This window comes from Limosilactobacillus alvi, from assembly GCF_016900115.1.
Taxonomy (GTDB): domain Bacteria; phylum Bacillota; class Bacilli; order Lactobacillales; family Lactobacillaceae; genus Limosilactobacillus; species Limosilactobacillus alvi.
Window position 1 is genome coordinate 1 of record NZ_JACJJQ010000026.1, and the last position, 13,229, is coordinate 13,229.

11 protein-coding genes are annotated in these 13,229 nt (G+C 38.9%); 8 read left to right on the plus strand and 3 right to left on the minus strand.

The features are described 5' to 3' along the window. A partial coding sequence (locus tag H5993_RS06185; RefSeq protein ID WP_204776662.1) for an LPXTG cell wall anchor domain-containing protein occupies positions 1-459 on the plus strand: 459 nt, incomplete at its 5' end. Between the two features lie 145 nt (positions 460-604). Here H5993_RS06185 and H5993_RS06190 read toward each other — a convergent pair. Together H5993_RS06190 and H5993_RS06195 are read right to left on the minus strand one after the other, a co-directional pair. Next, positions 605-1,123 carry a VanZ family protein gene (locus H5993_RS06190; protein WP_204776663.1) on the minus strand — a complete coding sequence of 173 codons (519 nt, stop codon included), beginning with the start codon at positions 1,121-1,123 and terminating at the stop codon, positions 605-607. Between the two features lie 504 nt (positions 1,124-1,627). Next, positions 1,628-2,113: a hypothetical protein gene (locus H5993_RS06195; protein WP_204776664.1), complete on the minus strand. Its 486-nt coding sequence runs from the start codon at positions 2,111-2,113 to the stop codon at positions 1,628-1,630. 548 nt (positions 2,114-2,661) lie between these two features. Here H5993_RS06195 and H5993_RS06200 point away from each other — a divergent pair. Both H5993_RS06200 and H5993_RS06205 read left to right on the plus strand, forming a co-directional pair. Continuing rightward, positions 2,662-3,285 (plus strand): site-specific integrase, encoded by a 624-nt coding sequence (locus tag H5993_RS06200; RefSeq protein ID WP_180869474.1) that lies wholly within the window; start codon positions 2,662-2,664, stop codon positions 3,283-3,285. Positions 3,286-3,458: 173 nt separating this feature from the next. Then, positions 3,459-4,508, plus strand: a complete 1,050-nt coding sequence (locus H5993_RS06205; RefSeq protein ID WP_204776665.1) for a serine hydrolase domain-containing protein — start codon at positions 3,459-3,461, stop codon at positions 4,506-4,508. A gap of 757 nt (positions 4,509-5,265) precedes the next feature. On the opposite strand, the gene H5993_RS06210 is transcribed toward H5993_RS06205, so the two are convergent. Then, entirely contained in the window at positions 5,266-6,375 is a 1,110-nt protein-coding gene (locus H5993_RS06210; protein WP_204776666.1) for a hypothetical protein, read from the minus strand. A gap of 166 nt (positions 6,376-6,541) precedes the next feature. On the opposite strand from H5993_RS06210, the gene glyA reads away from it, so the two are divergent. The 5 genes from glyA to H5993_RS06235 all read left to right on the plus strand — a co-directional run bounded on the left by glyA (position 6,542) and on the right by H5993_RS06235 (position 13,225). After that, the gene (glyA, locus tag H5993_RS06215) at positions 6,542-7,777 is read left to right on the plus strand and encodes a serine hydroxymethyltransferase (protein WP_204776667.1); all 1,236 of its coding nucleotides are present in this window, start codon (positions 6,542-6,544) and stop codon (positions 7,775-7,777) included. A gap of 106 nt (positions 7,778-7,883) precedes the next feature. Beyond that, positions 7,884-8,072 carry an NAD(P)H-binding protein gene (locus H5993_RS09710; protein WP_428980931.1) on the plus strand — a complete coding sequence of 63 codons (189 nt, stop codon included), beginning with the start codon at positions 7,884-7,886 and terminating at the stop codon, positions 8,070-8,072. A 1,070-nt stretch (positions 8,073-9,142) separates the two neighbouring features. Beyond that, entirely contained in the window at positions 9,143-10,522 is a 1,380-nt protein-coding gene (locus H5993_RS06225; protein ID WP_204776668.1) for an aspartate ammonia-lyase, read from the plus strand. A gap of 386 nt (positions 10,523-10,908) precedes the next feature. Next, positions 10,909-11,988, plus strand: a complete 1,080-nt coding sequence (locus tag H5993_RS06230) for an Ldh family oxidoreductase (RefSeq protein WP_204776669.1) — start codon at positions 10,909-10,911, stop codon at positions 11,986-11,988. 112 nt (positions 11,989-12,100) lie between these two features. After that, the gene (locus tag H5993_RS06235; RefSeq protein WP_204776670.1) at positions 12,101-13,225 is read left to right on the plus strand and encodes an aminotransferase; all 1,125 of its coding nucleotides are present in this window, start codon (positions 12,101-12,103) and stop codon (positions 13,223-13,225) included. Positions 13,226-13,229: the final 4 nt, after the last annotated feature.

The window sequence follows — 13,229 nt, forward strand, 5'->3', positions numbered from 1 at the left end:
AACGGTAATAAGATTCCTAATGTGCCAACGCCAACCTACCCAACGGATCCAACAGATCCAACCAAGGTAGTACCAGATGAGCCGGTTCCAACGATTCCAGGCTACACACCAACTGTTAAGACGGTAACACCAACTAATCCTGGTGAAGATACGCCAGTCGTATACGTTCAGAAGGTTACCCCATCTGAACCGGCAACGCCAACTACGCCAAAGAATCCAACCAGTCCAACTAATCCATCAGCCCCAGTCGTAGAAACGCCTGCTAAACCGAACAATCAAACGAGTCAAGTTACTACTACGCCTGAAACTGAGGAACAAACTACTAAGCAAGTATCCCCAGCACCAGCAAAGAAGTTACCACAAACTGGTAATGAAACTGCCAGTGGTTTAGTAGCAGCCGGCTTGGTTGGCTTACTTGGGAGCTTAGGCTTAGGTTTAAAGAAGAAGCGGGAGCATTAAAGTTAGACCGTTAATTCTAAATTAAAAAAAATAAATACGGTTAGTTACTCGCGAGAGTGGCTAACCGTATTTTTTACCTAAATGTTTACATAATTTTTTGAGGGTAAATTAAAATCACCGGTTGTTAAAACAGATGATGAGTTTATCAGTTAAATGCAAATCGCTGCCAAAGTTTCGGATTGATTCGGATTATCGAACTGATAACAAAGAAACCAAGCATGCAACCAAGCCAATTAGAAATGATGTCGTTAATGTCAACGATTCTTTCAATTTGGCAGAAATAGTCAGCTACAAACTGACCGCTCTCGATTAATATTCCTGGAATTATAGATAATAATCCGGCCTCTAAAAGATTTATTCGTTGAAAAATTAAAGCGAAGAACGCCCCTGTTGGGACGGTAAGGATAATGTTTTCCAAGGTATCAATTCGGAGATTTAAAGTGGGCCAAATATTGATCGGAACGTTATGGAATGATCGGAATATTACGAATGGGTTACCAAAGCTCGGCCGAAAACATAAGAAGAAAAGAAACATTAAGTATAACCAAAAACCAGTCAATACCAGTCGCTGCATGAATTGCCACTGGATTTCATTTAAGAAAAAGTGGCCTAAAATGAAAGTAGTTGTTTCTAAAAGCAGTAACGGAATCCAATTTACCATCATTCGCTCCCCCCCCTTATTAAGATTTAACTATCGATTTTGAAGTGTAAAAATGATTATTATATGAAGATCATGCAAAAGAAAATCAAAAGGTAATAAAAAAGGGGACCCAGAGAAAGCAGATACGGGTCCCACAAAAAAGGTAGTAATTGTATAGATAATTACTACAATATTATTATATATCGATCATTAATTTAATTCAATCATACTATTTTTTTAGTAACCGATATTTATGAATTTTAAAGTGAGTAAATGGATAACTGATGAATTATGAAAATATCGTGTAATAGTAGAAATGTTTGGAAATTCCTGAAGGGAAACGGTTTCGAATTTTCTAAAGCCCCCGAAGCTAGTTCTCATTCCGCCTTAGAAGCTGAGTATTAGATGACGGTTGCTACATATTGGAAGATTGCCAACTTAGCGGTAATCAAAATTTTTCCGTTTTGAGTGAGAAGCAGAGCTAACAGAATGATAGACACTTTAATTAGTTTACATAATATTATTATTTTAATCCATCTTCCATTGCTTAAATGCATCAAGATAAAACGAATCAATTGTTCGATCTTGTTCGCGATAAAAATTGATATTTTCAAGCATAATGTAACCAATTAATGCCCGATGATCATCGACGGGGATTGGTTGACGGTTAGGATTTGGAACCCCTTGGTGCAATCTAATCTTAGTTGGGTAACTTAATTTGTAATCCTTCGTTTGGCAAAGATAATAACCTTTAGAATAGTTTGCCACCCGGGCATCAAATTGGATGACGTCACCAGGGAGCAATTGGCCAAGCTTTAAGAAATTTTTGGTGTAATTAAACCAGAGATGATCAGTAATTAGCTTTCCATCAAGCTTCCTAATTTCGGTTAGTAATAAAGTTGGACTGTAGACGGGATTGAGATGGTGGTAGGCGGTTTTGTAACCCGTGCGCTTGAAAACACCAGTGAAAGTATGACGTTCTAGTTTACCGATTCGCTTAAGTTCATGACGCATTTGATGATTCCCCTTTAAAATTAATAATAACCGAAAAGAAATTTGCGCAAATCATCGTTTTCGACAATTAATATATTAAACGAAAGTACATTTGTTTACAAGTGAATTTAAGAACTGAATGAACGAAAATCAATACGACAGTTAAAACTTACCTAATCAATAGATTTTCATTATATAAAGCGAGAGGGAATAATGACTAATCAAATAAATCTAAGAATATCAATCAAGGTTGGAGTAATTTTTCCAGTCTTAATTTCTAAAATAACTTTACATAATACTTGGAAAGTTAATTATTTTTCAAATTCGATAGATTTACTCTCAGCTGCAAATTAAAGTTTGTTAGTGGGCACTTACCCGTTTGATAACTGCTAAGGACGAATAATCAAAATTTGGTGAGAATAGCTGTTTTAGGGTAACCTAACGGGTGAAATAACTACATTATTTCACCCGTAAAATGCCTTAAAATCAATAACCTATTTTGACCGAAAAAGTGGTAGGTGATATAATTTGGTAAAACTAAAAAACTTCACCTAAAGGAAATGAATGAAATGCAGCAAATTGTGCTCCCAATTAAAGACACTCAAATGTTAAAACAGGTTCTTGAATGCTTACATGATGATTTTCAGTATGGACCACGAAACTATACAATTTTTCAAGTTGGTAAAGCGACCTTGCTTCGGGTTAGTGATGTCCTAAAATTAAAAAAAGAGGATGTCTATGATGAAAAGGGCCGGGTAAAAAAGAATGCTTTTATCATTGATCAAAAAACGCAAAAACGGAATACGCTCTATTTAAAACCAGTCGCTAATGATCTTGCAGCCTATCGTCGGTGGTTAGCTGAATTTCAAATTGATCATCCCCGATTAAAGGTTTATCAAAGTGAGTGGCTATTTCCCTCCTTTGAGCATCCTGATCGACCAATTGGTGGTAAACAGTTTTGGCGGATTATGAACCACGTCGGGGACCTGTTAGGGATTAACTACCTTGGAACTCACACAATGCGGAAAACTGGTGCCTACCTTGTTTATGAGCAAACCCACCATAATATTGGTCTTGTAATGAAACTGTTGAATCACTCGAGTGAGGCCATGACACTGGCTTATCTTGGTTTGGATCAAGAAACCCGGGAAACGATGCTTGATCGGATTGATTTTGGTCAGTTGAATGTTTAACAGAAAATTTGCGCTCAGCGGTAATTTTAGATCACTTATTAAGGTAAATGGTCATCAACTTCAGCTAAGACATAGTTAAAAATATTAAAATTATGTAAAATAACATATTACTTATTTGCATTTAACAATTGATATGTTATCTTATCGTTTGATTAAGTTTTCTGTGAGGAATCATGATGTTTCGGAAATGGCAAATTTTGATTATGGTCTTGAGTATCCTTTTGGGGCTCAACTTTTGGTACCCGAAGTCAGGCCGGGCGGATGCGCTTCAGCCATTAGCGATTAATAGCATAAAGCAAACCTTGAAACTGCATCACGCTAATGCTTTAGTCCTAGTTAATGGAAAACAAGCTGATTCACCCGAAATTATTCAGAATCGTTTAGTTCCTGCCAATTCAGCGCTGGCAATTCACGCCAATCGGTTTTTTCCGATTGCTTCATTACAAAAACCATTAACCGGACTCCTAATGGTTCAAGCAATTAATAATCATCAGGTCAAAGAAAATAGTAAACTTGATAAATTTTTTCCTAACATTTCAAAAAGTCGCCAAATTACGGTGAGCCAACTTTTGACCCAAACTAGTGGCGTCGTGGACTTAGGGGATCGTTCAAAAGTTCCGTTAACTAACGAACGAGCACAACTAATGTATACCCTTAGTCACCTTAAAGTTACCAATTATCATCAATGGCATTATGCAAATAGTAACTTTACTTTATTGGCCGCAATCTTAATGCGGTTGGATCATCAATCATATAATCACTTGCTGCAAACAAAGCTAATTAAGCCGGCCCAATTAAGCGGTCAAATCGAAAGTTACCAGGTAGTCAAAAGGGGACAAGTTGTGGAAAGTATGGGGTTAAATGCCCGTTCTTGGCCAGCTTTAACCCGGAGTATGTCAGCAGGTTTAGGATCTTGTGATTTTCTTGCAACACCGAATGGATATTGGAGACTACTCCAGAATGATCTACTTGGTCAACCCAATATTCTGGAAACAATTTTGAAGCACCGATTACCGGGAAATCAGGAAAATTATTTTGCCGGCTTTTATTTAAAACCGACGATTATGCATGCTGATGGGGCTTTTGATGGTTATACAGCAACCTTCTTTATTAATTACAACACTCATCAGACCCTGCTGATTTTTTGTAATAATTTAAATTTTCAAAGCTTTAGGGCGATGAGTTTTGAACTTTATCGGGATTATTTTGGCCATGAATACTAAAAAAGGTCGAGAAGGAAATAAAGTTTCCTTTTCGACCTCTTTTAGATTAAGCATTCTCGCACTACTCAATCACTAACATCTCAGCACTTTCCATCGCTTTTTCACTTAATTCTTGGCCGATTCCTGGTCAGCTAGAAACTTGATAATAACCGTCAGCTGGTTGGTAATGGAACTTACCGGAATGATAATTGTCGGGTTTAAGGTTAATTTCATGCTCTTCGTGAATCAAAAAGTTACTGATGGCGGCTTCGACTTAGAGAGTAGCGGCCGTTGCAATTGATCCCTCACAAGGATGGAATTGAACCCCGATCCCGTAAGTACTTGCGAGATTAGCAATTTTAACTGCTTCAGAAATTGAGACCAGAAGTACTAGCCCAAGTTAAAATCCGAAGTGAAGAATATAAACGTTACCTAGTCCGTTTTCTGTAATCTTGATTAATTTAGACAAAAAACCTTGATGGAGATTAGGCAGCCACTCCATCAAGGTTCCGGTTAGGCGTCACCAAGCTTTCGTCAGGGCAAGCTGATGACATAATCATTTCTAATAAGTCAATTATAATACTAAGTCAACTGATCAACAAGACCTTCTTATAAGCTGGAAAACCCAAGTTAACCAAAAGATTAGCTTGGATTCCACTGTGATTATCTTCGGAGGCCTAGCCAAAAGCTATCATGTTTCGGGCAGTTTACATCCCACACCTCCGATTATTTTAATCGTAGTCTTTCAATTAAAAAAGGTCAAATATTCGGGACTCACTTAATCATCATTAGTGTTCGTTTCACCATAGGACTTAATTAACTTTTGTAATTTTTTAGCAGTGCTAGCAGACCGGAAATGATACTGATTACTTGCGGAATCATCTTCTAAGGCCTTCCAGAACTTATTAGGTTCAAACGATTGGGCTAAAGCGTTTAATAAGAGACTCAAGTTTTTAATTTGCCGCCGGGTTTGCCGATTTTCTTGAAAAGTTGCCGTAAATTCATCCACATCCAAATCGTCTAGGCCAACAAACTCTAAAACATGGAGATAATCTTGAAGGACAGCGCCATCATAACGTTTAAGGAGCTGATTAACATTTTTTTGCTCTTTTAAGGCATCGATTAGGTAACTAGCAGCGCCAAAAACCAATGCGGGATCATACTTGCTTAAATCGATTCCTGGCAGTTCATCATCGGTAGCTGTATCAACCTTTAAATCGGCCTGAGTCGGTAATTGAGCAAAGTGCTGATCAAGGGCTCGGTAAGTCGGGCTTTGTTGCGAAACCTTCTGGGCTTGCTTGACTACTTGATTAACGACTTGTGTTGGTTGAGGAGCAACGAGCCGAGCGACTTCTGAAGGGGAAAGGACCGGCTGATTCGTTTGACCATTCCATATCGTAATTGTTCCACCGCTAAACTGAGCTTTTAATTGTTGGTTATTAACGATCCAACGTAAACTCTCTTCAGCCGCACTGAGCTCTTTCCACCGGGAAAGCCGGTCATTAACGGTATTAACGAAGGCTTTTTGACTGTTACTCCAGTATTTTCGCGGTTGGCCTTTCCGATCCAAAACGATTAAGTAAGGGGTCTTGCGGAACATTTTTGGATGGGTTGCTAAGGGGGGAGTGGCTTCTTTAGACACTTTGTTAACCTGTCGAACTTGGTAAGTAATCTTTTGTTTTTGACCGTTGGTGAGATTTAAAATTTCAAAGCGATCATTACTCTTATTCCCAAAAAGGGTTGGATATTTCGCCTTTAATTGCTTAAAATTAATGTCTTTTGGTGAATCCCAGGTATATTTTCGTTTACCATTGCCTGTAAAACCAGGATTTGCCCAGTAGGAGGTCTTGCCACTTGATTTGGCTGTGTAGATCAAGGCATAAGCCATTTATTATCAATCCTTTTTTTATTTTTAATAACAGAATACCGCAAAAAACGAAATCTGTTAAATTTGATTTTAACTAAGGAACCGCTATCATCTTTAAAGCATTTTCGGCCTCGATCTGGTAAAATATTTTTAATTGTTAGTCGCCTAAAACGAGGAGGAATTAAGAATGCAATATACTACCAAGTCATCAGCGCTTTGGACTGCAATCAAGCACGAAGAAAATCGGCAACAAACCACCATCGAACTGATCGCTTCTGAAAATATTGTTTCCGATGCGGTTCGCGAAGCCCAGGGTTCAGTACTCACCAACAAGTATGCTGAAGGTTACCCCAAAAAGCGATATTATGGGGGATGTGAGTACATTGACCTAGTTGAACAACTGGCGATTGATTACGCCAAGAAACTTTTTGGGGCGGCCTATGTAAATGTTCAACCACATTCCGGCTCCCAGGCTAATATGGCCGTTTATCAGGCACTCCTAAAGCCTGGAGATGTCATTTTAGGGATGGGGATGGATGCTGGTGGCCACTTGACTCACGGGGCCAAGGTAAACTTCTCAGGGCAAAATTATCAAGCCTATGGCTATGCGCTTAATCCAGAAACCGAAGAGCTTGATTATGAGGCAATTCGCCAACAAGCGCTTGAGGTTAAACCTAAGTTGATTATTGCAGGTGCCTCAGCCTACAGTAAGATCATTGATTGGCAGAAGTTCCGAAAAATTGCTGATGAAGTAGGGGCTTATTTGATGGTTGATATGGCCCACATTGCAGGTTTAGTTGCTACGGGAGCTCATCCAAGCCCAATTCCGATCGCTGATGTTGTCACGACAACCACGCACAAGACCTTACGAGGACCGCGTGGGGGGATGATCCTCTCCAATAATCCAGAACTTGGGAAGAAATTGAACTTTGCCCTTTTCCCAGGAACGCAAGGTGGACCACTTGAACACGTAATTGCTGGGAAAGCACAAGCTTTTTATGAAGATCTCCAACCAGCATTTAAGACTTACATTGATCAGGTCGTCAAAAATGCGGCTGCAATGGCCGAAGTCTTCAACACTTCCGAGCTTGTTCGGGTGATTTCTGGAGGAACGGAAAACCATTTACTGAACCTTGATTTAACTAAAACGGGCTTAACAGGAAAAGATGCCCAAGCCTTACTCGATTCAGTTCATATCACGACGAACAAGGAGTCTATTCCAAATGATCCACGGAGTCCCTTTGTGACGAGTGGCTTGCGGATTGGAACCCCAGCAATTACCAGTCGGGGGTTTGACGAAGCTGACGCAAAGGTAGTAGCTAACTTAATTTTACAAGCTTTAGCTAATCCAACTGATGAGAAGGCTTTAGCTGAGGTCCAAGCAGGGGTTGAAGCACTAGTGCAAAAGCATGTAATTTACTAAAGTAAGATTAAACTGGGAAGAATTCAGTTTCTTCTCAGTTTTTTAGCCAAATGTAGTTAACATAATATAATAGGCGTAAAGAAAAAGAAATGTAAAAATCCTAATAATTAAGTCAACTGGGCAGACGAGCAAATTAGTTCTTAAGAAGGTACTTCAAGCGGGTCATCAGGTAATTGCCTATGTACGGAGCCCAGGGAAATTGAATAACCAACTAAATTTACCGATTATCAAGGGAAATTTATGGAACCAATCAAAACTAATAAATTGGATGAAGCAGTCGATACAGTCGTTGTGACCCTTGAAAACTCGTAAAAAATATCAACCATCCCCTCATTCAATGGCCCTCCCCTAGATCGTGAAAGCTATGAACAAGGGGAGGGGTGAAACGGATCATCACCTTTTCGGCTTTGGGGGATGGCAATAGTCGCAAACTGGTCCACTTTCCATATACAATCCTAATTAACTGGTCCTTAAAGCTAATTTTAAAGATCGTCAGCTTGGAGAAAGCGTCCTAACTAACGGTAAGACAACAATTCATTCAGGACTACTGGTTAATCGTCAGACTAAGATTTACCAAGTCGGCAATTTGTGGATCAAGCAAGACAAATTCAACGGATTCCAGTAATAAGTCGATATGATGTGCCAAACCTAGACAATTTCAAAACATATCAGCAAGCAATTATGGTGTTTACAAAGTGAAAATGATATTTTTTGAATTAAATATCTAGAGCGAGCGAAATGTGATTTGAACCAGCTAGAGAAAACTTAGCAACTAAATTTTACTGTAGTTACCAGAAAGTTTTTAAATTGAGGTGACTACTTTTTTGTTTAACCAACCTGTCATTAAAATTATAGTTTTAATGCAAAACGATATAATAGAAATAAGAAACCCTTCTTTAATCATATTTGAATTGGCAACTTTTGTCGTTTATATTTTATAACCATTACTTGTCCTTGCTGATAAACTTCCTCATGTTGCTTTCGGAGATTAATATTTTTGGTAGCTACAAAAATTATTCTGTTCAAACCTTTAGCGATCAAATGAAGTTTTAAATTTAACTGACGTATCATGGATGATCCGAACTTGGTCGATCATTATCAGCATCCTCAACAATTGAAATTATGTCAGTTAATGGTTTTACTAGAGATTGGTATATATTTTTGAATTTCAGTAATATTCACCAATTGCGCTAAGAATATTTAATTTTAAGATAAAATAAGACGTATTTTACTTATTTTAGTAATTATTTCTGTTTATAACTTATCATTTTATGTTTATCTCCTCAATTGGTTTACATTTCTAATTCATGATGATAAAGTCTGGAAACATAGAGAGAAAGTTATTTGATTTTGGAGGAAACTACAATGAGAACAGAACATGATTCACTAGGTAGTTTAAGTGTCCCTAGAAATGCCTACTATGGAATTCACACTGTGCGGGCACGTGATAATTTTTCAGGTACTAGTTATCTTAATGACCATGAATTAATTAAGAACTATCTAAAAGTAAAGCTGGCTTGTGTCCGCGCAAATCAGCAAGCTGGAAACTGGAAGAATAAACATATCCCCGCGGCGATTAGTCAAGCTTGTCAAGATTTATTAACTAACTTTGATAAATATGTCGATGAGTTTGCCCTCCCTGCTATTCAAGGTGGAGCCGGAACAAGCACGAATATGAACGTTAATGAAGTTATTGCTAATCATGCCGTAGAGATTCTGGGTGGGAAAAAAGGTGATTATCAACTCGTTAATCCTAATGACGATGTTAACAAATCACAATCAACAAATGATACGTATCCAACAGCTGGGCATTTAACCTTGATTCAGCTCACTGGCGCCTTATTGCAAACTCTTGAGGAAGTTATTGCAACAATTGAAAGGTTAGCCTTTCAAAATAGTGAGACCCTCAAAATGGGACGTACTCAATTGGAAGATGCAATTCCGACTACCTTTGGCCGTTCTTTTGGAGCATATGCTTCCCTCTTAGCTCGTGATCTTAAGCGTTTAAAAGTATCTCGCAGTGAGCTATTGACAATACCATTAGGTGGAACAGCAATTGGTACCAGCCTAACGGCGACGCATGATTATCTAACCTTTGTAATTGGGGAATTACGGAAAATAACATTATTACCAGTTCAAAGATGTGAAGACTTAGTAGACGGCGTTCAAAACACAGATGAATATGTTCATCTATCAAATACTTATAAGTCTTTGGCCGTTGACCTTTCGAAAATATGTAATGATCTACGTTTATTAGGATCCGGTCCGCAAGATGGTCTAGGGGAATTAAATTTACCGCAACGGCAAGCAGGATCATCAATTATGCCAGGAAAAGTTAACCCTGTAATACCAGAATTTGTAACCCAAATATCATACCAAGTAATTGGTCATGATACGACTATTACAATGGCATCAGAAGCAGGACAGTTAGAATTAAATGCTTTTGAACCAGTTATGTTTTTTGACTTATTTGATGATGCACGTTTATTGAACAGTGCATTACGAACCTTGAATGATCACTGTCTAAAAGGAATCACTGTTAATAAAAAACGTTGCCGTCAAATGGTTGAAACTTCTGCTGAAGCGGCAACAGCCCTATCGCCTCTTTTAGGATATGAAACAGTAAGTCAACTTATTAAAGAAGCCCTTCGTGAACAACGCCCAATTCGTGAATTAGTTGGTAATCGTTTATCAGGATCACAACTCGATAAAGCCTTATCGCCTAAAGCTTTTTTTGTTAAGTGATTATGTCGAAGTCGATAATAATTCTGGGTGTCCTATTTATCGTGCTAACTACTAAATTTGCTAATGCATTATAAAAATAGCTTGACAAATTTGAAAGGTATTTCTAAAATGGTTTTAACTTAATTATTAAAAAATGATGAGAGTAGTAACTATTTAACCTAATAATAGCGAACGTGAAATGGTGAAAGCACGGATTAGTTAAGGTAGCGAAATGAACTTGTCGTTAAATGGAACGGGTGCAAGCTACGTTCCCGGTTGACTACCGTTATCAATTCATAAGGCCATTATTTATTAATAATGACAAATTAAGGTGGTACAGTGCTTCATGCGCCCTTGAGTTTAGTTTGCTCAGGGGCGTTTTTTGGTAGTAGAAAGGAAGACTAATAATGCGAATTAATGCAACAGATGAACGAAATTATTTACAGACCGTTTTCGAGAAGCTCGGTTTTCAAAAAGATGATGGTATTTTGATTGCGGATACCTTAGTTGATGCTGATTTACGGGGAATTTCCTCGCATGGAATTCAACGGCTTGATTGGTATCGGCGGATGATCAAAGATGGGACGATCATCCCCCAAAACAAAGCTAAAATTTTAAAAGAAATTCCAGGAGCCGTCTTAGTTGATGCAAACCAAAATATGGGGCATCTCGCTGCAAACCTAGCAATGGACAAGGTAATCGAAAAAGCTAAGCAAATTGGAGTTGGGATTGGGGTTGTCCGTAATTCCAATCACTTTGGGATTGCGGGCTACTATGTTAGAAAAGCTTTACAACCAGGTTTAGCGGGGATTGCTCTCACAAATACCCGTCCCCTTGTTGTACCGACCAATGCGACGGAAGCCTTTTTAGGCTCAAACGCTTTTGCCTTTGGTTTTCCAGCCTCTCCGCACCCATTTATCTTTGATGGCGCAACTTCAGTGGTTGCGGGTGGAAAGATCCAATTAGCCGATAAAAAAGGAACGGCGCTTCCAGGTGATTGGGTGGTTAATAAAGATCGGCAAGTCGTTAAAGACCCCAAAGAAGCCGAGAACATTCTTGCTACGGCTGCGTTTGAAGCAGAGCAAAAAGGTGGCGGCCTATTAACCTTAGGTGGCAGTGAAGCTAATTCTAATTACAAAGGCATGGGTAATTCCATCGTTGTGGAAATTTTAACTGGAATTTTAGCGCAAGGTTCGATCTCAGCCGATACAAATACTGGCAAACATGACTTTAGTCAATTTGTCTTTGCCTTTGATCCAGCCTTCTTTGGCGATTTAGAAACCTTGAAGGCCAACGCAACTGCCATGCTAAATCGAATCCGTCATCTTCACCACCTTCCTGGTCATACTATCTGGGTTCCTGGTGATCGGGAATATAAGAATCTTGCGGAGAATCAAAAACGTGGGGTTGAAATTGATGATAAGACAATTGATCAAATGCAAGCAATTGCTGACGAACTGCAAATTTCAATGCCAGCTGAAGTTTAAAAGCGTTTTCTTTACCCTGAGCTAATCAAATCCTGTAAATGCTATAATTGTGGTTGCGTTTTCTTTTTTGCTTGCCTATTATTAGGTAAAAAAGTTATTCGGAGGAATTAAAATGGTTGAGATACCTGCTTTTGGGGTTGAAGAATGGTTAAATCACTGGGAAAAACAGGCGAAGTACGATATCTCCCAAAGTACTATTGCGGCCCTAACGATCGATGAATTATTTAAATTGACTGGCGATGATGAAACGGCTTTCTTTGCAAATCTAAATCAGAAACTGGAAAATTACGGTTGGATTGAGGGTTCACCGGCATTTAAACAAGTGGTTAGTGAGTTGTATCAAGACATCCGCACCGACCACGTCCTCCAAACAAATGGGGCAACTGGAGCCAATCTCTTGGCTTTATATGCCCTTGTCCAGCCTGGTGACCACGTGATTGCTGAATATCCCTCTTATCAGCAACTCTATGACATCCCCCGTTCACTGGGGGCAGAAGTTAATTTTTGGCAAATTCATGAGGAGGATAATTGGTATCCCGATTTAGCTGATTTAAAACACCTTATCCGCCCCAATACCAAGTTAATTTGTCTTAATAATGCCAATAATCCGACTGGGACGGTTTTGGATCAAGCCTTTCTTCAGGAGGTTGTTAAGCTTGCTGATCAAGTTGGTGCCTACATCTTAGTTGACGAAGTATATCAACCATTGGATGAAGGAACCCCCGTTGTCCCGATTGTTAACTTGTATCACCGGGGAATCTCAACTAATTCTCTTTCTAAGACTTATTCCCTACCGGGCTTACGAATTGGCTGGGTCGTAACTCCAGATGAAACTTTGACAAATCAATTCCGCAAGTTCCGTGATTATACCATGATTTGCGGTGGAGTCCTTAATGATGCTTTAGCAACTTATGCTCTTCAGCATCGGCAAGTAATCTTAAAACGGAACTATGAACTGGTAAGGCAAAATTATCGTCTTTACCAAGCTTGGTTGGCTAAGGAAGATCGTGTGGAAATTGTGATGCCGCAGATGGTCTCAACGTCATTTCCTAAGCTAAAAATTAACGAACCGACTAAGGACTTTTGCTTACGGCTTTTAAAGGAGAAAGGGGTTCTATTAGTTCCGGGTGAAGCCTTCGATACTCCAGGAAACGTGCGGTTAGGTTACTGTGCTCCCGTTAAGACTTTACAAACTGGCCTTGCTCGCTTAAGCGAATTTTTAAATGATAGAAAATAAAAGA

Excerpts from the sequence above, each read along its gene's own strand:
- H5993_RS06190 (WP_204776663.1), bottom strand. The coding sequence starts at position 1,123 with ATGATGGTAAATTGGATTCCGTTACTGCTTTTAGAAACAACTACTTTC.
- H5993_RS06195 (WP_204776664.1), bottom strand. The coding sequence starts at position 2,113 with ATGCGTCATGAACTTAAGCGAATCGGTAAACTAGAACGTCATACTTTC.
- H5993_RS06200 (WP_180869474.1), top strand. The coding sequence starts at position 2,662 with ATGCAGCAAATTGTGCTCCCAATTAAAGACACTCAAATGTTAAAACAG.
- H5993_RS06205 (WP_204776665.1), top strand. The coding sequence starts at position 3,459 with ATGATGTTTCGGAAATGGCAAATTTTGATTATGGTCTTGAGTATCCTT.
- H5993_RS06210 (WP_204776666.1), bottom strand. The coding sequence starts at position 6,375 with ATGGCTTATGCCTTGATCTACACAGCCAAATCAAGTGGCAAGACCTCC.
- glyA (WP_204776667.1), top strand. The coding sequence starts at position 6,542 with ATGCAATATACTACCAAGTCATCAGCGCTTTGGACTGCAATCAAGCAC.
- H5993_RS06225 (WP_204776668.1), top strand. The coding sequence starts at position 9,143 with ATGAGAACAGAACATGATTCACTAGGTAGTTTAAGTGTCCCTAGAAAT.
- H5993_RS06230 (WP_204776669.1), top strand. The coding sequence starts at position 10,909 with ATGCGAATTAATGCAACAGATGAACGAAATTATTTACAGACCGTTTTC.
- H5993_RS06235 (WP_204776670.1), top strand. The coding sequence starts at position 12,101 with ATGGTTGAGATACCTGCTTTTGGGGTTGAAGAATGGTTAAATCACTGG.